Source organism: Pseudomonas sp. p99-361, from assembly GCF_003935475.1.
In the GTDB taxonomy this organism is placed as follows: Bacteria; Pseudomonadota; Gammaproteobacteria; order Pseudomonadales; family Pseudomonadaceae; genus Aquipseudomonas; species Aquipseudomonas juntendi.
The window spans coordinates 25,350-50,580 of the sequence record NZ_RHQO01000038.1; the positions used below are offsets into that span (position 1 = coordinate 25,350).

The 25,231-nt window shown below is 63.8% G+C and carries 23 protein-coding genes, 1 tRNA gene and 1 pseudogene; 17 read left to right on the forward strand and 8 right to left on the reverse strand.

The window, feature by feature from the left end:
- The first annotated feature begins 2 nt into the window (after positions 1-2).
- Positions 3-1,517, forward strand: coding sequence for a tripartite tricarboxylate transporter permease (locus EGJ22_RS16990; RefSeq protein WP_009683064.1), 1,515 nt, complete (start codon positions 3-5; stop codon positions 1,515-1,517).
- On the forward strand, positions 1,510-2,541 hold the full coding sequence (locus tag EGJ22_RS16995) for an AbrB family transcriptional regulator (RefSeq protein WP_064314585.1): 1,032 nt from the start codon (positions 1,510-1,512) through the stop codon (positions 2,539-2,541). The genes EGJ22_RS16990 and EGJ22_RS16995 overlap by 8 nt, the downstream gene beginning before the upstream one ends.
- Positions 2,542-2,598: 57 nt before the next feature.
- Here the strand turns inward: EGJ22_RS16995 and ung are convergent, their stop codons facing one another.
- Positions 2,599-3,291, reverse strand: coding sequence for a uracil-DNA glycosylase (gene ung / locus EGJ22_RS17000; protein WP_009683066.1), 693 nt, complete (start codon positions 3,289-3,291; stop codon positions 2,599-2,601).
- Between the two features lie 126 nt (positions 3,292-3,417).
- Between ung and EGJ22_RS17005 the strand changes: the two genes are divergently transcribed.
- Positions 3,418-4,524: an enoyl-CoA hydratase/isomerase family protein gene (locus EGJ22_RS17005; RefSeq protein ID WP_029886128.1), complete on the forward strand. Its 1,107-nt coding sequence runs from the start codon at positions 3,418-3,420 to the stop codon at positions 4,522-4,524.
- Between the two features lie 12 nt (positions 4,525-4,536).
- On the opposite strand, the gene EGJ22_RS17010 is transcribed toward EGJ22_RS17005, so the two are convergent.
- Complete coding sequence (locus EGJ22_RS17010; RefSeq protein WP_029886127.1) at positions 4,537-4,995, reverse strand: hypothetical protein; 459 nt, start codon at positions 4,993-4,995, stop codon at positions 4,537-4,539.
- A gap of 212 nt (positions 4,996-5,207) precedes the next feature.
- On the opposite strand from EGJ22_RS17010, the gene EGJ22_RS17015 reads away from it, so the two are divergent.
- The 5 genes from EGJ22_RS17015 to EGJ22_RS17035 all read left to right on the forward strand — a co-directional run bounded on the left by EGJ22_RS17015 (position 5,208) and on the right by EGJ22_RS17035 (position 9,121).
- The gene (locus tag EGJ22_RS17015; RefSeq protein ID WP_029886126.1) at positions 5,208-6,683 is read left to right on the forward strand and encodes a sensor domain-containing diguanylate cyclase; all 1,476 of its coding nucleotides are present in this window, start codon (positions 5,208-5,210) and stop codon (positions 6,681-6,683) included.
- A complete protein-coding gene (locus tag EGJ22_RS17020; RefSeq protein WP_009683070.1) occupies positions 6,680-6,892 on the forward strand; it encodes a cysteine-rich CWC family protein in 213 nt (70 codons plus the stop codon). Before EGJ22_RS17015 ends, EGJ22_RS17020 begins: the two co-directional genes overlap by 4 nt.
- Positions 6,893-6,901: 9 nt before the next feature.
- A complete protein-coding gene (locus tag EGJ22_RS17025; RefSeq protein ID WP_009683071.1) occupies positions 6,902-7,594 on the forward strand; it encodes a pseudouridine synthase in 693 nt (230 codons plus the stop codon).
- Positions 7,595-8,049: 455 nt separating this feature from the next.
- Positions 8,050-8,937 (forward strand): alpha/beta fold hydrolase, encoded by an 888-nt coding sequence (locus EGJ22_RS17030; RefSeq protein WP_125920318.1) that lies wholly within the window; start codon positions 8,050-8,052, stop codon positions 8,935-8,937.
- A 110-nt stretch (positions 8,938-9,047) separates the two neighbouring features.
- Positions 9,048-9,121 (forward strand) — tRNA-Gly (locus EGJ22_RS17035).
- Positions 9,122-9,123: 2 nt separating this feature from the next.
- On the opposite strand, the gene EGJ22_RS17040 is transcribed toward EGJ22_RS17035, so the two are convergent.
- The gene (locus tag EGJ22_RS17040) at positions 9,124-9,306 is read right to left on the reverse strand and encodes a hypothetical protein (protein WP_009683073.1); all 183 of its coding nucleotides are present in this window, start codon (positions 9,304-9,306) and stop codon (positions 9,124-9,126) included.
- Between EGJ22_RS17040 and EGJ22_RS17045 the strand changes: the two genes are divergently transcribed.
- Both EGJ22_RS17045 and EGJ22_RS17050 read left to right on the forward strand, forming a co-directional pair.
- The gene (locus EGJ22_RS17045; RefSeq protein WP_029886125.1) at positions 9,305-11,011 is read left to right on the forward strand and encodes a SulP family inorganic anion transporter; all 1,707 of its coding nucleotides are present in this window, start codon (positions 9,305-9,307) and stop codon (positions 11,009-11,011) included. The two genes, EGJ22_RS17040 and EGJ22_RS17045, sit on opposite strands and share 2 nt — an antisense overlap.
- Positions 11,012-11,074: 63 nt before the next feature.
- Complete coding sequence (locus EGJ22_RS17050; protein ID WP_029886124.1) at positions 11,075-12,085, forward strand: DUF4917 family protein; 1,011 nt, start codon at positions 11,075-11,077, stop codon at positions 12,083-12,085.
- A 39-nt stretch (positions 12,086-12,124) separates the two neighbouring features.
- Here EGJ22_RS17050 and EGJ22_RS17055 read toward each other — a convergent pair whose 3' ends face one another.
- Together EGJ22_RS17055 and EGJ22_RS17065 are read right to left on the reverse strand one after the other, a co-directional pair.
- On the reverse strand, positions 12,125-13,339 hold the full coding sequence (locus EGJ22_RS17055) for an SAM-dependent methyltransferase (protein ID WP_029886123.1): 1,215 nt from the start codon (positions 13,337-13,339) through the stop codon (positions 12,125-12,127).
- A gap of 341 nt (positions 13,340-13,680) precedes the next feature.
- Positions 13,681-14,298, reverse strand: coding sequence for a TPM domain-containing protein (locus EGJ22_RS17065; RefSeq protein WP_029884872.1), 618 nt, complete (start codon positions 14,296-14,298; stop codon positions 13,681-13,683).
- A 185-nt stretch (positions 14,299-14,483) separates the two neighbouring features.
- Here EGJ22_RS17065 and bglX point away from each other — a divergent pair, with 185 nt between their 5' ends.
- The 4 genes from bglX to EGJ22_RS17085 all read left to right on the forward strand — a co-directional run bounded on the left by bglX (position 14,484) and on the right by EGJ22_RS17085 (position 21,521).
- The gene (bglX, locus tag EGJ22_RS17070; protein ID WP_029884873.1) at positions 14,484-16,775 is read left to right on the forward strand and encodes a beta-glucosidase BglX; all 2,292 of its coding nucleotides are present in this window, start codon (positions 14,484-14,486) and stop codon (positions 16,773-16,775) included.
- Between the two features lie 122 nt (positions 16,776-16,897).
- Positions 16,898-18,655 (forward strand): ATP-binding protein, encoded by a 1,758-nt coding sequence (locus EGJ22_RS17075; RefSeq protein WP_029884874.1) that lies wholly within the window; start codon positions 16,898-16,900, stop codon positions 18,653-18,655.
- The gene (locus EGJ22_RS17080) at positions 18,649-19,980 is read left to right on the forward strand and encodes a sigma-54 dependent transcriptional regulator (RefSeq protein WP_029884875.1); all 1,332 of its coding nucleotides are present in this window, start codon (positions 18,649-18,651) and stop codon (positions 19,978-19,980) included. Before EGJ22_RS17075 ends, EGJ22_RS17080 begins: the two co-directional genes overlap by 7 nt.
- 221 nt (positions 19,981-20,201) lie before the next feature.
- Complete coding sequence (locus EGJ22_RS17085) at positions 20,202-21,521, forward strand: MFS transporter (protein ID WP_009683086.1); 1,320 nt, start codon at positions 20,202-20,204, stop codon at positions 21,519-21,521.
- 165 nt (positions 21,522-21,686) lie between these two features.
- Here EGJ22_RS17085 and EGJ22_RS17090 read toward each other — a convergent pair.
- Positions 21,687-21,977, reverse strand: a pseudogene (locus EGJ22_RS17090) (hypothetical protein); the annotation flags it as partial.
- Between the two features lie 273 nt (positions 21,978-22,250).
- Here EGJ22_RS17090 and EGJ22_RS17095 point away from each other — a divergent pair.
- Together EGJ22_RS17095 and EGJ22_RS17100 are read left to right on the forward strand one after the other, a co-directional pair.
- Positions 22,251-22,616, forward strand: coding sequence for a hypothetical protein (locus EGJ22_RS17095; protein WP_054912190.1), 366 nt, complete (start codon positions 22,251-22,253; stop codon positions 22,614-22,616).
- A 117-nt stretch (positions 22,617-22,733) separates the two neighbouring features.
- Entirely contained in the window at positions 22,734-23,339 is a 606-nt protein-coding gene (locus tag EGJ22_RS17100) for a flavin reductase family protein (RefSeq protein WP_029884878.1), read from the forward strand.
- Here EGJ22_RS17100 and EGJ22_RS17105 read toward each other — a convergent pair whose 3' ends face one another.
- Together EGJ22_RS17105 and EGJ22_RS17110 are read right to left on the reverse strand one after the other, a co-directional pair.
- On the reverse strand, positions 23,340-23,597 hold the full coding sequence (locus tag EGJ22_RS17105) for a hypothetical protein (protein WP_009683090.1): 258 nt from the start codon (positions 23,595-23,597) through the stop codon (positions 23,340-23,342). It abuts the gene before it with no gap.
- Between the two features lie 59 nt (positions 23,598-23,656).
- On the reverse strand, positions 23,657-23,950 hold the full coding sequence (locus EGJ22_RS17110) for a putative quinol monooxygenase (RefSeq protein WP_009683091.1): 294 nt from the start codon (positions 23,948-23,950) through the stop codon (positions 23,657-23,659).
- A 201-nt stretch (positions 23,951-24,151) separates the two neighbouring features.
- Between EGJ22_RS17110 and EGJ22_RS17115 the strand changes: the two genes are divergently transcribed.
- Positions 24,152-25,072, forward strand: coding sequence for an AraC family transcriptional regulator (locus EGJ22_RS17115; protein WP_029884879.1), 921 nt, complete (start codon positions 24,152-24,154; stop codon positions 25,070-25,072).
- The last annotated feature ends 159 nt before the right edge of the window (positions 25,073-25,231 follow it).

A 25,231-nucleotide genomic window follows, 5' to 3' on the forward strand; every position in this document is an offset into this window, starting at 1 on the left:
ACATGGATACCTTGAGCTACCTGGGCCAGGGCTTCGGCGTTGCCCTGTCCCCCTATAACCTGGTCACCGCCCTGTCCGGCACCTTGATCGGCACCGTGGTCGGCCTGCTGCCGGGCCTGGGCCCGATCAACGGCGTGGCCCTGCTGATCCCGATTGCCTTCGCCCTCGGCCTGCCGCCAGAATCGGCGCTGATCCTGCTGGCAGCGGTGTACCTGGGCTGCGAGTACGGCGGGCGTATCAGCTCGATTCTGCTGAACATCCCGGGCGAGGCTTCGACCGTGATGACCACCCTCGACGGTTACCCGATGGCCCGCCAGGGCCTGGCTGGCGTTGCCCTGTCGCTGTCGGCCTGGAGTTCGTTCATCGGTGCGCTCATCGCCACCTGCGGCATGGTGCTGTTCGCCCCCCTGCTGGCCAAATGGGCGATTGCCTTCGGCCCCGCCGAGTACTTCGTGCTGATGGTGTTCGCCATCGTCTGCCTGGGCGGCATGGCCGGTGACAAACCGCTGAAAACCTTCATTGCCGCATTGATCGGGCTGTTCCTGTCGGCGGTCGGTATCGACGCCAACAGCGGCGTCTACCGCTTCACCGGCGACAGCGTGCACCTGGCCGATGGCATCCAGTTCGTGGTGTTGGTACTGGGCCTGTTCTCGATCAGCGAAATCCTCCTGCTGCTGGAAAAGACCCACCATGGCCACCAGGCGGTCAAGGCCACCGGGCGCATGCTGTTCAACTTCAAGGAAGCGGCTTCGGTGTTCGTGGTGAATATCCGCTGTGGCCTGCTCGGTTTCATCATGGGCGTGCTGCCGGGCGCTGGCGCCACGCTGGCCAGCGCCGTGGCCTACATGACCGAAAAACGTCTCGCCGGCACCAGCGGCAAGTTCGGCAAGGGCGACGCCCGTGGCCTGGCGGCACCCGAAACCGCCATTGGTGCTTCCTGCTGTGGCGCCCTGGTGCCCATGCTGACGCTGGGCGTACCGGGCTCCGGTACCACCGCGGTGATGATCGGTGCACTGACCCTGTACAACATCACCCCAGGCCCCCTGCTGTTCGAGCAGCAGCCAGACATCGTCTGGGGCCTGATCGCCTCGCTGTTCATCGCCAACATCATGCTGGTGATCCTCAACATCCCGATGATCCGCATCTTCACCCGCATCCTGGCCGTACCAAACTGGGCGCTGGTGCCGGTGATCGCCATCATCACCGCAATCGGCGTGTACGCCGTGCACGCCACCACCTTCGACCTGTTCCTGATGGTCGGCATCGGTATCATGGGCTACATCCTGCGCAAGCTGGACTTCCCGCTGTCGCCGATCCTGCTGGGCTTCATCCTCGGCGGCCTGATGGAACAGAACCTGCGCCGCGCGCTGTCGATTTCCAACGGTGAACTGGGCATCCTCTGGTCAAGCCCCATCAGCCTGTCGGTATGGGTGCTGACCCTGTGCATGCTGACCCTGCCGCTGCTGCGCATCTGGCGCAAACGTGCGCAGCAGCGTCGGGCCATGGCCGATGCCTGACCGGCCACTGCCGCTGTACGTTGCAACCGGGCTGGTCGGCCTTGCTGGGGGTTTTGCCGCCAGCAAGGTCGGCTGGCCTTTGCCGTGGATGATCGGCTCGCTGCTGGCGATCATCCTGGTGCGCTGCCTGACGCCCTGGCAATTGCCGGAAATACCCAATGGCCGCAAATGCGGGCAGTGGGTCATCGGCATCGGCATTGGCCTGCACTTCACCCCGGCGGTGATCGAGCAGGTCGCCAGCCACTTCGTCCTGATTTTCTTCAGCGCGGTGTTCACTACCGTGACCAGCGTGATCAGCGTGTGGCTGCTCAGGCGCAGCGGCGAGGACCGCGCCACTGCGTTCTTCGCCAGCATGCCCGGCGGTTCGGGAGAGATGGTCAACCTTGGCGCGCGCAACGGCGCGGTGCTCAGCCAGGTGGCGGCCGCGCAGAGCCTGCGGGTGCTGGCTGTGGTGTTGTGCGTACCGGCAGTATTCAAGTACCTGCTGGGCGACGGCGTCGCGCTCAACCACGCAGGCAGCGTAAGTTGGAGCTGGTTGGCCCTGATTGCCCCGCTGGGCATTGCCGTGGCCCTGCTGTGGCAGCGCTTGCGCCAGCCCAACCCATGGCTGTTCGGGCCACTGCTGGTGGCGGCCTCGGTGAGCCTGGCCACCAACCTGCAGATCGCCCTGCCCAACGGCGCCAGCCAGATCGGCCAATGGTTGATTGGCAGCGCCCTGGCCTGCCACTTCAACCGCGAATTCTTCCGCCGCGCCCCATCGTTTCTCGCCCGCACCCTGCTGGCCACGGCATTGTGCATGGCCGTTGCCGCCCTGGCCGCCTGGGCACTGAGCGTCCTGACGGCACTGGACTTGCGCTCGCTGACACTGGGCATGATGCCAGGCGGGATTGCCGAAATGAGCTTGACCGCAGAGACACTGCAGCTGTCGGTGCCGCTGGTGACGGCACTGCAGGTGATGCGGCTGCTGCTGGTGCTGTTTCTGGCCGAGCCGTTGTTCCGCGCGTGGAACGCCAGGCCTCGATGAACGCGGCGCCCGGCGAGCGGCGAACCCGCTGGCCAGGCGCTGCGCCAGTCCACATGACTACAACGGCGGCAACGCCCAGTTGATCGGCGCCAGCCCGCGCTGCTCGAGGAAGCTGTTGGTGCGGCTGAAGTGCCCGCAGCCGAGAAAGCCGCGGTAAGCCGACAACGGTGACGGGTGCACCGACTTCAGCACCAGGTGCTTGGTGCCATCGATCAGCTTCTGCTTGCTCTGCGCATGGGCGCCCCACAGCAGGAAGACCACGTGCGGGCACTGCTCGCTGACGACCTGGATGATCCGGTCGGTAAAGTGCTCCCAGCCTTTCTTGGCATGCGAGGCCGCATTCGCGCGCTCGACCGTCATGGTGGTGTTGAGCAGCAGCACGCCTTGCTCGGCCCAGCTTTGCAGGTAGCCGTGGCTGGCGATCGGGATGTTCAGGTCCCGCTGCAACTCTTTGTAGATATTGACCAGCGACGGCGGCGTGGCCACCCCGGGTTGCACCGAGAAGCACAAGCCGTGCGCCTGGCCCGGCCCGTGGTAAGGGTCCTGGCCGAGGATCACCACTTTCACCTGTTGCAGCGGTGTCGAGTTGAGCGCGTTGAAGATCAGCGGCCCTGGCGGGTAGATCTGCTTGCCGGCAGCGTACTCGCTACGCAGGAACTCGCGCAGCTGATGCATGTAGGGCTGGTCGAACTCACCGCGCAACGCGGCCTTCCAGCTGGGTTCGAGTTTGATACGGTCGTCGTCAGTCATGGGGCCTTCCATAAACAATGGCGCGACACTAGGTAAGCCCTACCCGCTTGTCAAACGATCCGACCGACGACCGGCATGATTGGCCATCCAAGCCATACTTGGGCGATGACTTGCGCGAGGTAGTCCATGACCATTCATTGCGAGGTGCTTACCGGCGCCGATGGCGCCCGCATGGGCATCGCCACCCTCGATGCGCCCATGGCGCTCAATGCCCTGACCCTGCCGATGATCGAGGCGCTGGGCGACCAGCTGCAGGCGTGGGCGCGCGACCCCGGGGTGGTCTGCGTGCTGTTGCGTGGCAGCGGCGCCAAGGCATTCTGCGCGGGGGGTGATGTGCGCGCGCTGGCCCAGGCTTGCCGCGATCAACCTGGCAGCGTGCCACCGCTGGCCGCCACCTTCTTCGCCGCCGAATACCGCCTGGACTACAGCCTGCACACCTACCCCAAACCTTTGCTGTGCTGGGGGCATGGCCATGTTCTGGGCGGCGGCATGGGGTTACTGCAAGGCGCCAACGTGCGCATTGTCACACCCAGCAGCCGTTTGGCCATGCCGGAGGTCAGCATCGGCTTGTACCCGGACGTGGGCGCCAGCTGGTTCCTGGCCCGGCTGCCAGGCAAACTGGGGCTGTTCCTTGGCCTGACCGGCGCCCCGCTCAACGCCCGCGATGCCCTGGACCTGGGTTTGGCCGACCGCTTCCTGGGTGAGCACCAGCAAGAAACCCTGGTCGATGAGCTGCTGCAACTGAACTGGCAGGAACACACCGCGTTGCAGCTCAACAGCCTGCTCAAGGCCGAACAGCACCGCGTGTGTGCCGAATTACCGGCCGCTCAATGGTTGCCGCGCCGGGCAGTGATCGACGCGTTGCTCGATGTTGCCGATGCGGCTGCCGCATGGCGCGCGCTGGAAAACCTGAAGCACCATGACGACCCATTGCTGGCCGACGCCGGCCAACGGCTGCAGCAAGGCTGCCCGCTGACCGCCCATCTGGTTTGGGAGCAGATTCGCCGGGCGCGACACCTGTCACTGGCGCAAGTGTTGCAGATGGAGTACTGCATGAGCCTGAACTGCTGCCGCCACCCGGAGTTCAGTGAAGGGGTACGCGCCCGACTGCTGGACAAGGACAACCAGCCGCGCTGGCACTGGCCGGATGTGGCGCAGGTGCCGGCAGCGGTGGTTGAGGCGCACTTCGCCAAGGTGTGGGAGGGCAGTCACCCGCTGGCGGACCTGGGTTAGTGCAGTGGCTGCCTAGCGCTGCCATTGCCCCTGCCCGCGCGGCCCATCACCTGGCCCACCGCCATTGCCTGGCCCATTGGATTGCCAGCCGCCCCGCGGGTAGCGCTGGCTGCCATCGCGGTAGTCGTGCCGGTCCCGGTCACCCCGGTAGTCATCACGCTGGCGGTTGCCATAGTCATGGCGCGGGTTTCCGTGCCACTGGGTCACCGGCGGGCGTGGCTGCGGCCGGTAGTTGGGTGCGGGCTGATAGCGGTAACGCGGGGCGGGCTGGTAGTAGTAGCGTGGTGCCGGCTGGTAGTAGTAGCGTGGCTGCGGCGCCACGTAGTAACGGTCATAACGATAGTACCCGGGCGCTGCATAGCGGTCGCTGGTGTAATAGTCGGAGCGGTAGTAGCTGCCACTCTCGTAGTAAGGCGCGCAGGCGGAAGTCATCGACCCCAGCAGGGCGATCAACAGGATTCGATAGGACATGGCGGCCTCCTGGACCGCTGGAGTGCCCGCACAGCGGCGCTGTCGGGCGTCGATGCGAAATGTGTTCATCGACATTGAATAAGACATCGGGAACAAGGTGCAGTGCCCTTCCTGCAATAATTTGATACAGCTGCCCGGGCACCGAAAAACTTGCAGTCATTTCAGGGCCACCTCACTAGAATGGGCGGCTCGGCACACATCATGGGAAGATCATGCCTTTACGTTACACCCTGTTTTCGCAGCGTTCGCTGATCTTCACCCTACTGTTGCTGCTGGCCTGCGGCTTTCTCGCCACCTCGCTGCTCAGTTACTTCGCTTCGCGCAGCGCTATCCGTGACGGCATCATCAATACCGAGTTGCCGCTGACCTCCGACACGGTCTACTCGGAAATCCAGAAAGACCTGATTCGCCCGGTACTGATCGCCTCGATGATGGCCCAGGACACCTTCCTGCGCGACTGGGTGCTGTCCGGCGAGCAGGACACTGCACGCATGACCCGCTACCTGGGCGAGATCATGGGCAAGCAGGACACCTTCACCTCATTTTTCGTATCCGACCGCACCCTGACCTACTACCAGGCCAAGGGGGTGCTCAAGCATGTCGACCCTGGTGCCTGGCGCGACGCCTGGTACTTCCGCCTGCGTGACCTCAAGGCACCTTATGAGATCAACGTCGACTTCGACATGGCCAACCATGACAGCCTGACCGTATTCATCAACTATCAGGTGCATGACTATCAGCAACGCTTCATCGGCGCCGCCGGTGTCGGCCTGAGCGTATCGTCGGTGGTCAAGCTGATCGACCGCTACCAACAACGCTACCAGCGCGCGGTGCTATTCACCGACGCCAAGGGCAAGGTGCTGCTGACCGGCTCGGCAGGCGGCCCGCATGGCCTACAGGTGGGCCAGCAGCTCAGTGCCAACCCCGAACTGCAGGACCTGCTAGCCGAACGGCCTGTACCCAGTGAAGGCAGCCACGAGTACCGTGACAGCGACCAGCACAGCCACTTCCTCAACGTGCGCCAGTTGCCTGAGCTGGACTGGTACCTGCTGGTGGACAAACGGGAAACCGGCGCGCTCGATCGCATTCGTCACTCGCTGTACCTGAACCTGGCAATCTGCACCATGATCACCCTGGTGGTACTGGCACTGGTACACGCCATGGTCCGCCGCCATCAGGCCAGCACAGAGGCCCTGGCGACCCTCGACAGCCTCACCGGCCTGCTCAACCGGCGCAGCTTCGACCTGCTGGCTGCCCAGGCCCTGCGCGAAGCCCAGCGCGACAGTGGCCCACTGGTGGCGTTGCTGTTCGACCTGGACCACTTCAAGGCGCTGAACGATACCCATGGCCACCTGGCAGGCGACGAAGTGCTGCGCCAGTTCGCCAATGTGCTGCAAAGCAGCCTGCGCCAGTCGGATATACTGTGCCGCTGGGGTGGCGAGGAATTCATCGTGCTGCTGCGTGAAGCCGAGGGTCGGCACGCCATCGAGGTGGCCGAAAAGATCCGCCAGCGCACCGAACAGCTGACCTTCAGCTACGACGACCAGCCACTGCGCCTGACCACCAGCATCGGCCTGAGCAGCCTGCGACCGGGGGATACCCTGCACACCCTGCTGACCCGCGCCGACCGTTCCCTTTATCGTGCCAAACAGGCTGGCCGCAACCGTGTCTGTAGCGAAACCCCATGACTGATCAGCAACACTGCCCCGCTTGCGGCGCGCTCAACCACTGCAGCCTGGCCGACCCACGCCGCGCCACCCAGGCCTGCTGGTGCTACGGTGTCACCATCGACCCGAGCGTGCTCCAGGCACTGCCCGCCGCGCTGCGGGACAAAGCCTGCCTGTGCCCGCGCTGCGCCGCCGTTGAAGACCAACTCCAATCACGCCCTTCCAGCTGACGCCAAGCCATGCGCCTCGATCGTTTCCTTGCCAACCTGCCCCACTGCAACCGTCAGCAAGCCCGGCTGATGCTGGCCCAGCGCCGTGTGCGCCTGGATGGCCAGGTCATCAGCGACCCGCTGGCCGAGGTGCGGGAGTTCAGCCGGGTGCAACTGGACGAGCAGTTGCTGCAGGCTGGCCGCCCGGCGCGCTACCTGATGCTGCACAAGCCGGCCGGCTGCGTGAGCGCGACCCACGACCCACAGCACCCCACTGTGCTCGAGCTGTTGCCGGCGGCGCTGCGTGCAGACCTGCACATCGCCGGGCGCCTGGACTTCAACACCACCGGCCTGATGATCCTGACCAACGATGGCCAATGGTCACGACGCCTGACCCAGCCAGCGACCAAGCTGCCCAAGCAGTACCTGGTGGAAACCGAGGACGAGATTGCCGAGCACTATGTGGCCAAGTTCCGTGAAGGCTTCTACTTCGCCTTTGAGAACCTCACCACCCAGCCCGCCCAGCTGGACATTCTAGGGCCGCGGCAGGCGCGGCTGGCGATTGTCGAAGGGCGCTATCACCAGGTCAAACGCATGTTCGGTTTTTTCGACAACAAGGTCGTGGGGCTGCACCGGGAGAGCATGGGGGCGATCCGGCTCGACCCGGGGTTGGCGCCCGGGGCCTTTCGGCAACTCACGCCGGAAGAAATAGGCACCGTCTAGCCCGCGAACTCGCGCAACCTACCGCTGAGCGCGCGCCATACGACCGCTCAGCGCCAAACGTCACAATTAAGCCCGAACGGCACTTGCAGGATCCCCGCCCCCCTGCTTGAATCCCAATCGTCAGTCTGCATGTGACCGCTAAGTCACGATCGTAGACCCAGACACTTTTTGTCGGCCACCCAGGGCCTAGATGCCTTGGGGCACGGCAGATTGCCCGCCATACAACAACACCGTCGACGCAAGTGCCAAGGATCGACACAGGGCCCCGGTTACTCTTCAGGCGAATGCCTACCTGTCATAAAGAACGTGCACCCTGATGTCCTGTTTCGGGAATGCGCTCTCTTTGGGCCAGTGGCTTGAGTGTTCGGCCAAGCCGCCGCCAAAAGTGAACGACCCGTTGCCGCGACAAGCCACCAGGTGACGCGAATACCCTTTTTGCGCCAGGAGTCGATGACATGAGGCCAGAAATCGCTGTACTTGATATTCAAGGTCAGTATCGGATTTACACGGAGTTCTATCGCGCGGATGCGGCTGAGAATACGATCATCCTGATCAACGGCTCGCTGGCCACCACAGCCTCGTTCGCCCAGACGGTGCGTAACCTGCACCCGCAGTTCAATGTCGTCCTGTTCGACCAGCCCTACGCGGGCAAATCCAAACCGCACAACCGCCACGAACGGCTGATCAGCAAGGAGACCGAGGCGCATATCCTCCTTGAACTGATCGATCACTTCCAGGCCGACCACGTGATGTCGTTCTCGTGGGGCGGTGCCAGCACGCTACTGGCACTGGCGCACCAGCCGCGGTATGTGAAGAAGGCCGTGGTGAGTTCGTTCTCGCCGGTGATCAATGAACCAATGCGCGACTACCTGGCGCGCGGTTGCCAGTACCTGGCCGCCTGCGACCGCTATCAAGTCGGCAACCTGATCAACGACACCATCGGCAAGTACCTGCCGTCGCTGTTCAAGCGGTTCAACTACCGGCACGTCAGCAGCCTGGACAGCCACGAATACGCGCAGATGCACTTCCACATCAACCAGGTGCTGCAACATGACCTGGCACGGGCACTGGATGGCGCGCGCGCTATCGATATTCCGGTGTTGTTCATCAATGGTGAACGCGACGAGTACACCACGGCCGCAGATGCACGGCAGTTCGGCAAACACGTGGGGCGCAGCCAGTTTGGGGTTATCCGCGGTGCAGGACACTTTCTGGACATGGAGACCAAGGCCGCCTGCGAGGACACCCGCAATGCCATGCTGGGCTTCCTCAAGCCAACCCTGCGTGAAGCCCGGCAACGTTACCAGCCGCTGCAACAGGGGCAGCATGCACTGGCTATCTGAGCAACTCGGCGCCTTGGTGCGGATACCCGCCGGCATGAGGCGCCGACACGCTTTTTTTATAACGTGGGCTTCTATTTCGCGCAGGGTTCTGGTAAAAAGTGCGGCGTAAGGCGGGTATAGTTTAGTGGTAAAACGAAAGCTTCCCAAGCTTTAGTTGAGGGTTCGATTCCCTCTACCCGCTCCACATTACATTCCCCCGCATGGCGTTCCGGCAACGTCATCGCTGTCAAAAGGAGCGTTCGCTCCTTTTTTCGTTTCTGCCAATCGCTTCGATCTGCTGCTTTCGATGATCAGCAGCATGGCCAATTGCCTGTCGATCCGTTTCAATGCGCCCAGGGTTTCGTGAAACATTTCGAAAGGACGACGCATGTTGCTCTCCCGCTGGCTACCGGGCCTTGCCAACCTGCTGCACTACCGCCGCGAATGGCTGCACGCCGACCTGCAGGCAGGGCTGTCGGTGGCAGCCATCCAGATCCCGATTGCCATCGCCTACGCCCAGATCGTGGGCTTGCCGCCGCAGTACGGCCTGTACGCCTGTGTGCTGCCGATGATGGTCTACGCGCTGATCGGGAGCTCGCGCCAGTTGATGGTCGGCCCCGACGCGGCTACCTGCGCCATGATTGCCGGGGCCGTGGCGCCGCTGGCCTTGGGCGACCCGCAACGCACTGCCGAGCTGTCGGTCATCGTCACCGTACTGGTCGGGGTCATGCTGATTGCCGCTGGCCTGGCGCGGGCCGGGTTCATCGCCAGCTTCTTCTCGCGCCCGATTTTGATCGGCTACCTCAACGGTATCGGCCTGAGCCTGATCGCCGGGCAGTTGTCCAAGGTGGTGGGGTTCAGCATCGAGGGCGACGGTTTCATCCTCAGCCTGATCAACTTCCTCCAACGCCTGGGCGAAATTCACGGGTTGACGTTGTGCATCGGCCTGGCCGCCCTAGGCCTGCTGATCTGGCTGCCACGCCGCTACCCGCGCCTGCCGGCCGCGCTAACGGTGGTGGCGCTGTTCATGCTGCTGGCGGGTCTGTTCGGCCTCGACCGCTTCGGCGTAGCCATACTCGGCCCGGTGCCGGCCGGCATCCCGCAACTGGCCTGGCCACACAGCAACCTGGCAGAAATGAAAAGCCTGCTGCGCGACGCCCTGGGTATCGCCACGGTCAGTTTCTGCAGCGCCATGCTCACCGCGCGCAGTTTCGCTGCCCGGCATGGCTACGCCATCAACGCCAACCACGAGTTCGTGGCGTTGGGCGTGAGCAATCTGGCCGCCGGGGTTTCCCAGGGTTTTGCCATCAGCGGTGCCGATTCGCGCACCGCCGTCAACGACATGGTCGGGGGCAAAAGCCAGCTGGTCGGCATCGTCGCCGCCCTGGTGATCGCCTTGATCCTTTTGTTTTTCACCGCGCCCATGGCGTGGATCCCTCAGGCGGCGCTGGGCGCGGTGCTGCTGATGGCTGGCTGGGGGCTGATCGATATCAAGTCACTGGGCCACATTCGGCGCCTGAGCCGTTTCGAATTCTGGCTGTGCCTGCTGACCACCGTGGGGGTGCTGGGGCTGGGCGTGCTGCCCGGCATCGTGTTTGCCGTGACCTTGGCGATACTGCGCCTGCTGTACAGCATCTACCAGCCTACCGACGCCGTGCTCGGCTGGCTGCCGGGCACCGAAGGCCAGGTCGACATTCGCAAGTTCAAGGATGCGCGGACGGTGCCCGGCCTGGTGGTCTACCGTTTTGACGACGCAATCCTGTTCTTCAATGCCGACTACTTCAAGATGCGCCTTCTCGAGGCGGTGCAAGGCGAGGCCCAGCCCAAGGCCGTGTTGTTCGATGCCGAGGCCGTGACCAGTATCGATGTCAGCGGCATGGCCGCATTGCGTGAAGTGCGCGACACCCTGGCCGCGCAGGGCATTTTCTTCGCCATCGCCCGTGCCCGCGGCAGCTTTCTGCGCATGCTGGTGCGCTCGGGCATGGCGCGCGAGATGGAGGACAAATTGCTGTTCGGTTCGGTGCGCGCCGGCATCCGGGCCTACCGGGTATGGCGTAACCGCAAGCGCAGCGTGCCGGCCGCCAGGCAGGGTTGATGCCCCTTGCCCCCGCCTGACATGCTAAAGTCGCCCCGCGCCCGCACCACCAATGGACCCAGCATGCCTGCACTCGACGCCCCACTCCTGCCCTGGCCGGAACTTGCCGCCCGCCACCCCTGCGATGCCCTGCTGCTGGGAAACGGCGCCAGCCGCGCAGTGTGGAAGCCGTTCGGCTATTTCTCGCTGTTCGAGGAGGCGCAACGCGCCGGTCGCAAGAAAGGCCTGGCGATCAGCGACCAGGCCCTGTTCAAGTCCTTGGGCACGGAGCTGTTCGAACCGGTGCTCAGCGCGCTCAACACCACCGTGCGCGCCAATGCTGCGCTCGCCATCAACTCCACTGCGCCGCTCAACCGCTATTACTCGATCAAGGAAGCGCTGATCCACGCCGTGCGCACCGTGCATCTGCCCTGGCGGCTGATGCCCCCGGCAACCCTGGCCGTGCTCAATCAGGCCTTGCGTGGCTATCGCAGCGTCTACACCAGCAACTACGACCTGCTGCTGCCTTGGGCCCTGCAACATGCCCCTCAGGGCTTCGCCGACCTGTTCGACGAGCAGGGTTACTTTGATGTGCGCCGGCGCAGCAGCGAGGGTACCCGGGTGATGCACCTGCACGGTGGCTTGCACCTGCTCAAGCAACCCGACGGCACCACCCGTCAACGCAGCGCCGAGAGCGCCGAGCTGCTGGAAGGTTTTGCCGTGAACATTCCCGGTGAGGTGCCGCTGTTCGTCAATGAAGACCGCAGCGACGAGAAACTGCGCGCCATCCGCCACTCGGACTACCTCAGCTGGTGCCTGGGGCAGCTGGCCCAGGAACACCGTGGCCTGTGCCTGTTCGGGCAGCACCTGGACAGCACTGACCAGCACCTGCTCGACGCCATTCGAATGGCCGGGCCCAAGCACCTGGCGATCGCCATTCGGCCGTTGAGTGAAGCGTCGGTGATCAACCAGAAGCAGCATTTCGTCGATCGCCTGGGCGCCATGCCGGGCACGTCACTGCACTTCTTCGATGCCACGACGCATCCGCTGGGCCAGGTATCGCTGTCTATCGAAGCCGTGTTCACCCGAGGTTGAGGCCAGCTTCAAACGCCTGTTGAAGGGGCCAGTGCCGCCTCAAAGCAGCCCGTCAACTCGCAACAGCGTCTCCAGGCAATGCTCCTGCACCCCATAGAACGCCTTGAGCTGAGCGATTTTCTCCAGCAGCGCACGGTTGTCGCCCGCCTGGCGCCGCTTCACCGCAAGAATCATCTTGTTCTTGTTGGTGTGCTCCAGGGAGATGAACTCGAACACCTTGGTCTCATAACCACAGGCCTCCAGGTACAGCGCCCGCAAGCTGTCCGTGAGCATTTCGGCCTGCTGGCCCAGGTGCAGGCCGTATTGCAGCATTGGCTGCAGCAGGCCCGGGCTGTGCAGTTGCGGGCGGATCTGCTTGTGGCAGCACGGCGAACACATGATGATCGCGGCATTGCTGCGGATACCGGTATGGATGGCATAGTCGGTGGCGATGTCACAGGCATGCAGGGCGATCATCACCTCGATGGCGTCGGGCACCACGCTGCGCACGTCACCACACTGGAACTCCAGGCCCGCATGCTGCAGCCGCACCGCGGCGGCGTTGCACAGGTCGACCATGTCCTGGCGCAGTTCAACCCCGGTCACCTGCGCTTCGCGGCCCAACGTATTGCGCAGGTAATCATGCATGGCGAAGGTCAGGTAGCCCTTGCCCGAGCCAAAGTCGGCCACCCGCAGTACCTGCTGTGTCGGCACCGGGGCGCTGGCCAGGGCGTGGTCGAAGACCTCGATGAACTTGTTGATCTGCTTCCACTTGCGCGACATGGACGGGATCAGTGCCCCCTGCGAGTCGGTCACGCCAAGATCGCGCAGAAATGGGCGCGACAGCTCCAGGTAGCGTTTTTTCTCACGGTCATGGCCACTGGCGGGCGCGGCCTCGCGCGGGGCTTGTGCGCCATGGCGCTGAAGCATCGGCTTGCCCTTCTTGCTGAAGGTCAGCTGTACTTCGCCGTCGGCATCGAAGAGGTGGGCGTTACGGAAGCTGCCCGGCAGCAACTCGGCCACCAGCGTCAAGGCATCGTCCAAGGCCAGGTTGCGGGTGATGTCTCGGGTCTGGTGACGATAGACCAGCGACAGGCAGGGCTGGCCCTTGACCTGCAGCGGCTTGGCGATGATTCGTTGCAGGGTCTGGTCGGCACCGACATGGCGCGCCAGCACCAGCTTGCTTAACGTGCCGCCCTGCAGGGCAGCGTTCAGCAGGTCGAGGAACTGGGCGAGTGCGTCCGGCGCGGCGGAAGCGGAATGACTGGCGGGCATGGACAAAGGGGCCTTGGGTAGCGGAACGCTCATTCTACCGTGTGCCGCGCGGCCAGGCATACCTTGGCCACCCACGGCCGCGTCACGCCCAGGCCAGGCGCTGCATAGCTTGTGGCAAACACCTGCCGCAAGCGCGACGCGGCCTGTGTGGGAGCGGGCGAGCCCGCGCAGAGCCCAACGCAGTGGCTGGCACCGGCTACGCCGGTGTTCGCGGGCGCGCCTGCTCCCACATGGGCCCGGCTAAATCAACAAGTTATGGATTGTTCAATAGGAGCTGGCGATGGGCTGCACAACAGCCCCTAACTGCCTGCCCTTATCCAAGTGCGCGCCTGCATGCTGCCTCAGTCGAGAATCACCAGGCGGTTTGGCAGCTCGTTACGCGCATGGGTCGGTGGCACCTGCTCGCTCAGTAACTCGCCGCAGGCCTCGATGCATTCGACAAAACCCTGCAGGGTCCGCCCCTGGCGCACCTGTTCGGCAAGCCGGCTGACGAGTGCCGCCCGAGCGCTGGCATCCAGGCAGTGCTCAATGCCGCGGTCAACCAGTATTTCCACATGCCGCTCCGCCTCGCTGACGAAAATCAGCACCCCCGTGCCAGCCGCCGTGCGCTGCAGGTTCAGCTCGCGAAATTGCTGGTGCGCCAGGCGCGAAGCACGCCAGCGGCGCAGCACCCGGGGGATCAGCCAGCCGGCCAGGCGCGGGCTGCGCAGCAGCAGGCACAAGCCGACAAACAGCAGCATGTTGGCCACCAACAAGCTACGCACGCCCGGCCAGCCCAGCAGCCACTGCAGCAGGCCCGGCACGGCCAGTGCCAGCACGGCAGCCCAAAGCAGCGGCCAATACGCATAGTCGTCGGCACGCCGCGCCAGTACCGTCACCAGTTCGGCGTCGGTGTGCCGCTCGGCACGGGCTATGGCTTCGGCAATCTGCCGCTGATCATACTCGTCAAAAGGGGTCATGCCGTCGGTCTCTGAGCTTTCTTATAGTTGTTGTCCCGGCATACGGGGCTTCGTCCGCGGGTGACATATTCAGGCATAATCGGCCGCTGGAAGCATTGCCTGCAAATCGTACAACAATAGCCGCCTGAAAACTTCGGCCGCGCGCGTACCACCCTGGATACGGCAGAGGCCCCACAACGGAACTGATGATGAAACTGTCTTTGCTGGGCCTGGCCATGGGCCTTGCCAGTCAGGCGGCCCTCGCCGCCACCTCCGCCCCGCCCCTGCAAGACAAGCAGGCCTTCATCGACCATCTGGTCAGCCAGATGACCGAAGCCGAGAAAATCGGCCAACTGCGCCTGATCAGCATCGGCCCGGAAATGCCGCGCGACAAGATTCGCGAGGAAATCGCCGCTGGCCGCATTGGCGGTACCTTCAATTCCCGCACCGCGCCGGAAAACCGGCCGATGCAGGATGCGGCCATGCGCAGCCGCCTGAAGATCCCGATGTTCTTCGCCTACGATACCGTCCACGGCGAGCGCACGATCTTCCCGATCGGCCTGGGCATGGCCGCCACCTGGGACATGGACGCGGTGGCCAAAGTGGGCCGCACCGCCGCCATCGAAGCCTCGGCCGACGCCCTGGACATGACCTTCGCCCCGATGGTCGATATTGCCCGCGACCCCCGCTGGGGCCGCACCAGTGAAGGTTTCGGCGAGGATACCTACCTGACCTCGAAGATCGGCCAGGTCATGGTGCGCTCGTTCCAGGGCAGCAGCCCGGCCAACCCCGACAGCATCATGGCCATCGTCAAGCACTTTGCGTTGTACGGTTCAGTAGAGGGCGGGCGCGACTACAACACGGTCGATATGAGCCTGCCGAAAATGTACAACGATTACTTGCCGCCCTACCGCGCCGCACTCGATGCCGGTGCCGGGGGCGTCATGGTGGCGCTGAACTCGATCAACGGTGTGCCGGCCACCTCCAACACCTGGCTGATGAACGACCTGCTGCGCAAGGAGTGGGGCTTCAAGGGGGTGACCATCAGCGACCATGGCGCCATCCAGGAGCTGATCCGCCATGGCGTCGCCCGCGACGGCCGCGAAGCCGCCAAGCTGGCTATCAAGGCCGGCATCGACATGAGCATGAACGACACCCTGTACGGCCAGGAACTGCCAGGCCTGCTGAAGTCTGGCGAGGTGAGCCAGCACGAACTGGACCAGGCCGTGCGCGAAGTGCTGGGGGCCAAATACGACATGGGCCTGTTCAAGGACCCGTACGTGCGCATCGGCAAGGCCGAAACCGACCTGAAAGACTACTACGGCAGCGACCGTCTGCACCGCGAAGCCGCCCGTGACGTGGCGCGTCGTAGCCTGGTGCTGCTGGAAAACCACAACCAGACCCTACCACTGAAAAAAACCGGCACCCTCGCGCTGGTCGGGCCCCTGGCCGATGCCCCGATCGACATGATGGGCAGCTGGGCCGCCGACGGCAAACCGGCGCATTCGGTCACCGTGCGCGAAGGCCTGCGCCGCGCCGTGGAAGGCAAGGCCAAACTGGTCTACGCCAAAGGCTCCAACATCACCGGCGACAAGGCCATCCTCGACTACCTGAACTTCCTCAACTTCGATGCCCCGGAAATCGTCGACGACCCGCGCCCCCCTGCGGTGCTCATCGATGAAGCGGTCAAGGCAGCGCAACAAGCCGATGTGGTAGTGGCCGTGGTTGGCGAGTCCCGCGGCATGTCCCACGAGTCGTCAAGCCGCACCACCCTGGAGATTCCTGCCAGCCAGCGTGAACTGATCAAGGCCTTGAAGGCGACCGGCAAGCCACTGGTACTGGTGCTGATGAACGGCCGCCCGCTGTCGATCAGCTGGGAACGTGAACAGGCCGATGCCATTCTCGAAACCTGGTTCGCCGGTACCGAAGGCGGCAATGCCATTGCCGACGTGCTGTTCGGTGACTACAACCCGTCCGGCAAGCTGGCCATCACCTTCCCGAGGTCGGTCGGGCAGATCCCGATGTACTACAACCACACCCGTATCGGCCGGCCGTTCACGCCAGGCAAACCCGGCAACTACACCTCGCAGTACTTCGAAGAGCCCAACGGCCCGCTGTACCCGTTCGGCTACGGCCTGAGCTACAGCAGCTTCGAGCTGTCGGGCCTGACGCTGTCGGCCAACAACCTCAAGCGCGGCGATACGCTGCAAGCCAAGGTCACGGTGAAGAACACCGGCAAGCTGGCAGGCGAGACCGTGGTGCAGTTGTACCTGCAGGATGTCTCGGCATCGATGAGCCGCCCGGTCAAAGAGCTGAAGAACTTCCAGAAACTGATGCTCAAGCCCGGTGAGACGCGCACCTTGAGCTTCCGCATCAGCGAGGAAGACCTGAAGTTCTACAATGGCCAGTTGCAGCGGGTTGCCGAGCCCGGGGAATTCAATGTCCAGGTCGGGCTCGACTCCCAGGCGGTGCAGCAGCAGAGCTTTGAATTGCTGTAACTGAACGGTCGCCTGTACCGGCCCTTTCGCGGGCTTGCCCGCTCCCACAGGTACTCACACGTGGGGGCGGGCAAGCCCTGGTAAGGGCCAGCCCCGATGTCCCAATGACCCGGATCCGCGCCATGCCCTTTTCCTTTCGCGCCCTGCGGCTGGGGCTGATTACCCTGCTGATCCTGCTAGGCACTGCCCTCAGTGCCGGTTGGGCGATGCACCAGGCCAAGCGCCAGGCCATGGAAAACGACGCACAACGTTCCCACCAGCAACTGGGCTTGTACGCCAATACCCTGCATACGCTGATCGACCGCTACCGGGCCCTGCCGGCCGTGCTGGCGCTCGACCCAGAACTGATCGACGCCCTGCGCGGCCCGGTCAGCGAGACGGTGCAAGGCGCCTTGAACCGCAAGCTCGAACGTATCAACGGTGCGGCCAACTCTTCGACCCTCGAACTGCTCGACCGCACCGGCCTGGCCGTGGCAGCCAGCAACTGGCGGCTACCCAGTACCTACGTCGGCTCCAACTACGGCTTTCGCCCCTACTTCAAGCAAACCCGCAGCCAGGGTACGGGCCGCTTCTATGCCGTTGGCGTGACCAGCGGGGTACCGGGGTACTTTCTGGCCAGCGCAGTCAACGACGAACATGGCCGTTTTCTCGGCGCCATGGTGGTCAAGCTGGAGTTCCCGGAGCTGGAACGCGAATGGCGCCAGGGCAGCGATATCCTGCTGGTCAGCGATGCCCGCGGCATCACCTTCATTGCCAACCAGGACGGCTGGCGCTACCGCGAGCTGCAGCCACTGAGCGGCGCCGACCGTGCCGAACTCGCCGAAACACGCCAGTACGACAAGCAGCCGCTGGTGCCGCTGCACCATCAGGTGCTCACGCGCTTCGCTGCCAACAGCACCCTCAGCCGCGTGCAAGGCCCCGACGGCAGCGCCGAGTACCTGTGGGAAAGCCTGCCGCTGGCAGGCGAAGGCTGGACCTTGCACCTGCTGCGCAAGCCGCAGGTGGCGGCAGACGGCCGCAATGCCGCACTCGGCGCTGCTGCCGTATGGCTGAGCCTGGTGTTCGCGGCGTTGTTCATCAGCCAGCGCCTGCGCCTGGCACGGCTGCGCCAGCGCAGCCGGGAAGAGCTCAAGCGCCAGGTCGAGGAACGTACCCGCGAGCTGCGTACCGCCCAGGAGGGCCTGGTGCAATCCGCCAAGCTGGCCGCGCTGGGCCAGATGTCGGCGGCCATGGCCCACGAAATCAACCAACCGCTGACGACCCAGCGCATGCAACTGGAAACCGTGCGCCTGCTGCTCGACAATGGCCGGCCTGCCGAAGCACGGCAGGCACTCGAGCCGCTGGAGCAGATGCTCACGCGCATGGCCGCGCTCACCAGTCACCTCAAGACCTTCGCCCGTAACAGCCCGATGGGCTTGCGCGAGCGCCTGGACCTGGCCACCGTGGTCGATCAGGCACTGCACCTGCTGGAAACGCGTATCCGCAGCGAAGAGGTCGAGGTCGCGCTGTACCTCGCACGCCCGGCCTGGGTACGGGGCGATGCTATCCGCCTGGAACAGGTGCTGATCAACCTGTTGCGCAACGCCCTCGATGCCATGGCCGACAAACGCTACAAGCGCCTGGAGATCCGCATCGAAGCCGATGGTGCACGGTGGCGCCTGAGTGTGCTCGACTCCGGTGGCGGCATAGCCGAGGCCGACCTGGCCAAGGTCTTCGACCCCTTCTTCACCACCAAGCCCGTGGGCGAAGGGCTGGGCCTTGGCCTGGCGATCTCCTACGGTATCGTCCATGAGGTCGGCGGCCAGCTGCAGGCCGAGAACCTGTCTGGCGGTGCGCGCCTGAGCCTTACCCTGCCCCAAGACCTGGAGCCTGCATGTTGAATTCAGTAATCGTTATCGATGACGAAGCCAGTATCCGCACAGCGGTCGAGCAATGGCTGAGCCTGTCGGGTTTCAACGTGCAGCTGTTTGCCCGCGCCGAAGACTGCCTGAGCCAGCTGCCGAAGCATTTCCCGGGTGTGATCATCAGCGATGTGCGCATGCCCGGCATGGGTGGCCTGCAGCTGCTCGAACGCCTGCAGGCGGACGACCCCGACCTGCCTGTGATCCTGCTGACCGGCCACGGCGATGTCCCCATGGCCGTGGAGGCCATGCGCAACGGGGCCTACGACTTCCTGGAAAAACCCTTCACCCCGCAACATCTGCTGGGCAGCCTGCGGCGGGCTCTGGAAAAACGCCAGTTGGTGCTTGAGAACCGCCGCCTGCACGAGCAGGCCGACCTCAAGTCACGCCTGGAAGGCACGCTGCTGGGCATGTCCCAGGGCCTGCAACTGCTGCGGCGGCAGGTGCTGGACCTGGCCAGCCTGCCGGTCAATGTGCTGATCCGCGGTGAGACAGGCAGCGGCAAAGAACGTGTAGCCCGCTGCCTCCACGATTTCGGGCCACGCGCGGCAAAGCCATTCGTGGCGCTCAATTGCGCGGCCATTCCTGAGGCGTTGTTCGAGGCCGAGCTGTTCGGCCATGAGAGCGGCGCCTTCACCGGTGCCCAAGGCAAGCGCGTCGGCAAGCTGGAATATGCCGACGGCGGCACGGTGTTTCTCGATGAAATCGAAAGCATGCCGCTGGCCCAGCAGGCCAAACTGCTGCGGGTGATCCAGGAGCAGAAGCTCGAGCGCCTGGGGGCGAACCAGAGTATCAACGTTGACCTGCGCATCATCGCCGCAACCAAGCCCGACTTGCTGGAGGAGGCCCGTGCCGGGCGCTTCCGTGAAGACCTTGCCTACCGCCTGAACGTTGCCGAGTTGCGCCTGGCGCCTTTGCGCGAACGGCGCGAAGACATTCCGCTGCTGTTCGACCACTTCGCCCGCGCTGCTGCCGACCGGCTTGGCCGCGCTGCGCCGCCGCTGTCGGGCGCGCAACTGGCACAACTGCTGGCGCATGACTGGCCAGGTAACGTGCGCGAGCTGGCCAACGCGGCAGAGCGACATGCATTGGGTCTGGGTTCACCGAGTACCGAGGTGGCCCCTGCCGGGCAATCGCTGAGCGAGCAGATGGAGGCGTTCGAGGCCCAGTGCCTGCGTGCGGCTTTGCGCCAGCATGGGGGCGCGATCAGTGCGGTGATGGAGGCGTTGCAACTGCCGCGGCGAACGCTGAACGAAAAGATGCAGCGGCACGGGTTGTCGCGGGACGATTTTACCGGCCAGTGATAAGCGGAATTCCGCCTATCACTGGCCGGCGATAGGCAGAATTCCGCCCATGCATAGCACTTTCAGGGCCTGGCTCGCAGGCGCGTGGCCGGCGAAGTGCCCGCAAAGCGGCCTATTGCCCCGGTTTGGGTCGGCCCGCCCCGGTTTGGCACACCTTCTGCAAATGCTCGTGTCAGCTGCGCCTAGGCGCGCTTCACAACAACAACGAGAAGGTATCCCTGATGGATAACGCCACCTCCCTGCCCGCTGGGGCGGCCGCTGCGCCTGCCGCAGAAAAAACTACCGCCAGCCGCCTGAAGTCGATCTTCAGCGGGTCCATCGGCAACATGGTCGAATGGTACGACTGGTACGTCTACGCCGCATTCTCGCTGTATTTCGCCAAGGCCTTCTTCCCGGCCGGCGACTCCACTGCACAACTGCTCAACACCGCCGCGATTTTCGCCGTTGGCTTTTTGATGCGCCCGATCGGCGGCTGGCTGATGGGCCTTTACGCCGACCGCAAAGGCCGCAAGGCCGCGCTGATGGCCTCGGTACTGCTGATGTGCGCCGGCTCGCTGGTCATTGCCCTGACGCCTGGCTATGAAACCATCGGCTTCGCCGCACCGGTCCTGCTGGTCATCGCCCGCCTGATGCAGGGCCTGTCGGTGGGTGGCGAATACGGCACCTCGGCGACCTACCTCAGCGAAATGGCCAGCAAGGACCGCCGCGGCTTCTTCTCCAGCTTCCAGTACGTGACCCTCATCTCCGGCCAGCTCATCGCCCTGGCAGTGCTGATCGTCCTGCAACAGACCCTGACTACCGAGCAGCTGTATGCCTGGGGCTGGCGCGTACCCTTCGTGATCGGTGCGCTGTGCGCCGTGGTCGCGCTGTACCTGCGCCGTGGCATGGAAGAAACCGCCTCGTTCACCAAGAAGGAAAAAGCCAAGGAAAGCCTGATGCGCACCCTGCTGCGCCACCCCAAGGAACTGATGACCGTGGTTGGCCTGACCATGGGCGGTACCCTGGCCTTCTACACCTACACCACCTACATGCAGAAGTACCTGGTCAATACCGTGGGCATGAGCATCAGCGACTCGACCACGATCTCGGCCGCCACGTTGTTCCTGTTCATGTGCCTGCAGCCTGTGATCGGCGGTCTGTCCGACAAGATCGGCCGGCGCCCGATCCTGATCGCCTTCGGTGTACTGGGCACCCTGTTCACCGTGCCGATCCTCAGCACCCTGCATACCATCCAGACCTGGTGGGGGGCGTTCTTCCTGATCATGGCAGCGCTGATCATCGTCAGTGGCTATACCTCGATCAACGCCGTGGTCAAAGCTGAACTGTTCCCGACCGAAATCCGCGCCCTTGGCGTGGGCCTGCCCTACGCACTGACCGTTTCGATCTTCGGCGGCACCGCCGAGTACGTGGCGCTGTGGTTCAAGAGCGCGGGCATGGAAAGCGGCTTCTATTGGTACGTCACTGCCTGTATCGCCTGCTCGCTGCTGGTGTACGCGACGATGAAGGACACCAAACAGCACTCACGTATCACCACCGAGTGACCCGGTAAGGCCGTTCTGCAAGGGCGCCCAACGTGCAGGGCGCCTTTTTTTATGCCCCCTAATGCCCCATGAGCCGATTAGCTGAGCTATTCGGCTCATGGGATGGGTATGAAAGGCCGTTTGCTGGGCAAGCGTGAAAGCATTGACCCGTTACCGCATCAACATTCAGGACATGTCCAGCGCCTGACGCGGTTCACGACGCTGGTACCAGCGGGCCATCAGTACCAGTACCAGCAGCACGCCACCCAGCACGGCCGATGAACCGACCGTGCCGAAGTCCAGCCCGCTCTTCGCATGAGGTTTGGTCAGGAAGTCGCCCAGAGCGGTACCCAAGGTCAGCGGCAGGATCCCGATCAGCAGGGCCGTACCGGTGGCATAGACCATGCCCAGGGTAGGGTCCATGAAGTCGGACATCGTGGTACCGACGGTGCTGGTGGGCTGAAAAATAGGTAGGTAAGCGATGAAAAAACGTTCATCGGTGATCTGCATCAGGTGTTCTTCTTAATCCCCTATTAATTGCCACCCTTCAGCCTTCACGGGCTGACTGATGAAGGGTGCATGCACCAACCCGTGCCCGGCCAGGCAAACGCCTATACGACGATTACAGCACCTTAAAATATCGAATAAGTCGATTATTTAGTGCTTATATTTGCGCTTTTTAATCAGCATATTGGGCGTAATATTTAAGTCACGGAAACAAACAACCCACAAATCCCTGGAGCAATGACCATGAAAAACAAACTGATCCTCACCCTGGCCCTGTCGGTTTTCGCCACTGGCGCCTTTGCCGAAGATGGTTTCGACCGGACCAATGCCCACACCTTTGCCGCAGCCCAGACCCAGTCGGCCAGCTACGCTGAAGACGGCTTCGATCGTACTGGCGGCCAACGCTTCGCTGAAGACGGCTTCGACCGCACCGGCGGCCAACGCTTTGCCGAAGACGGCTTCGACCGCACCGGCGGCCAACGCTTCGCTGAAGACGGCTTCGACCGCACCGGCGGCCAACGCTTCGCTGAAGACGGCTTCGACCGCACCGGCGGCCAACGCTTTGCTGAAGACGGCTTCGACCGCACCAACGCCAACCGCATCAGCTGATCCCTGCTGCGAGCGCCCAGCCCGGCTTTTGCCGGGCTTGATCATTTGCAGGCAAGCAAAGGCTTGGCACACTAGGCTTCTTGTCTACCAGGAGGTAGGGCCAGTAAGCCCAGCACAATGTATTACTACGAACCCGCCAAAGGCCACGGCCTGCCCCACGACCCCTTCAACGCCATCGTCGGTCCACGTCCTATCGGCTGGATCTCTTCGCAAGACCGCGAGGGACGCTTGAACCTGGCGCCCTACAGCTTCTTCAATGCCTTCAACTACATCCCGCCAATCATCGGTTTCTGCAGTGTCGGGCGCAAAGACAGCCTGAACAATATCGAGCAGACCGGTGAATTCGTCTGGAACCTGGCCACGCGATCGCTGGCCGAGCAGATGAACCAGAGCTGTGCGCCGGTGGCTGCCGAGGTCAGTGAATTCGAGTTGAGCGGCCTCACCGCCGCACCGTCAAGCCTGGTCAAGGTGCCGCGCGTGGGCGAAACCCCGGTCGCGTTCGAGTGCAAGGTCAGCCAGATCGTCCAGCTCAAGCGGGCCGACCAGGCGCTGGTACCCAGCTGGCTGATTCTTGGGGAAGTGGTGGCCGTGCACATTGCCGACCACCTGCTGAAGAACGGTATTTACGATACCGCGGCAGCCGAACCTATCTTGCGCGGTGGTGGCCCGGCGGACTATTTCGAGCTGGGCAACCTGTTCAAGATGGCCCGCCCGCCGGCCTGATCACCAGACCAGCTCACCCTCAGCGCTAACGCCTTGCAGGCGCTGCAGTTCGGCCGTGGCCGCTTCGTCGGCGGCCACGGCGCCCTTGAACACCTGGCCGTCGAGCACCTTGTGAAAACGCGGCGCGCCGCCCATACCCAGGGCTTTGACTGCGATGGCCGCGTGATAGCCACCACCTTCGGCCGGCACCATCGCCGACACCGCTTCGAACTGCGGGAATTCCCTACGTGCCATGTTGCTCTCTGCCTGCTTGATCATGGCCCGGCATGTTAACCCAAACCCCAGCCAGCGCGCGCGCTGTGGGAGGGGCCATGCCGTCAGTCGAATGTATGCAAGTCGAGGCTGCTGACCACCTGCGCCTGCACCAGCTCACCGAACATCTCCAGCGTGGGCGACGCAAAATAGCCACTCATGGCCTGTTGGTCCTGCCAACTGCCGCTGAGCAGCCACAGGTCAGCGTCGGCCTGCGAACGCTGTACGCTGAAACTCAGGCAACCCGGCGCACGCAGCGACGGCTCAAGCAGGTCACGCAGGCGCGCGCCAAGCTCCGCAGAACGCCCGCTGCTGGCACGAATGAACGCAAGATGGGTGACCGGTTGTTTTAGGGCCATTGCACTATCTCCTTGAAGCAAGCGGACGAAAAAGCCAGGCTGCCAAGGTTAGGGGTTCGCCCGCGCAACCCGTTAGGCCATTACTGCTCGCCGCTTGCCTGATCCTGCGGCGCGGCAGGATCAGGCAAGCGACGTGCAGCTTTCGACTAGCGTCGGCCGTTGCCCAAACCTATGCTGCGACCGTCAGCAGAGGAAAGCATCATGACCATCGCCACGCCCACCGACCCGACCCTGGAACTGCAGCGCCTGGAGCTGGCCGAGCTGATTACCCGCCATGCCGGCGAGCCCCACGGCCCGGCGTCGGCCATCGCGGATCTGTACCTGGTGCGCTACACCGAGAATGTGCGCTCGGTCCCTACCCTGGCGCAACCGGCCTTGTGCATCCTTGCACAAGGCAGCAAAAGCCTGTTTCTGGGTGACGAGCAGTATGCCTACGATCCACTGCACTACATGGTGGTTTCGGTCACCCTGCCGTTGAGCGGCGTGCGGCTCGATGCCAGCCCCGAGCACCCCAGCCTGGGTTTGCGCATGGACCTGGACCCGGCCGAGATCAGCCAGTTGATCGCCGAAAGCGGCCCGATGCTGGTGCCCAACAAGCCATCGGGCCGTGGCCTGTACGTGGATAAAACCGATGCAGCGTTGCTCGACGCCCTGTTGCGGTTGCTGCGCCTGCTGGATAGCCCACGCGACATCTCCATGCTGGCGCCACTGGTCCGCCGTGAGATCCTCTACCGCCTGTTGCGTGGGCCGCAGGGTTATCGGCTGTACGAAATCGCCTTGGCGAACAGCCAGACCCACCGGGTTTGCCAGGCCATCGCCTGGCTCAACAACCACTACCAACAGCCACTGCGTATCGAGGACCTGGCCCGTGAGGTCAACCTCAGCACCTCGACCTTGCACCACCGCTTCAAGGCGGTGACCTCGATGAGCCCGTTGCAGTACCAGAAACAACTGCGCCTGCAGGAGGCACGGCGGTTGATGCTCAACGACGGGCTCGAGGCGGCGGTGGCGGCCTACCGGGTGGGCTATGAAAGCCCCTCGCAGTTCAGCCGCGAGTACAGCCGGCTGTACGGGGCGCCGCCCATTCGGGATGTGGCTCGGTTGCGGGCCAATGCTGGCTGAAGTTCAGGGTGGCTGTGCCGGCCCCATCGCTGGCAAGCCAGCTCCCACAGTGATCGCCTTAGGGCTGACAGGTGTTTGTCAGAAGATATGCAGCGCCTGTTAGAGCGAGCGCCGCCCGCGCGGCGCAATCGCGAGCTGCGCTCGCTCCTACGTTTGTTT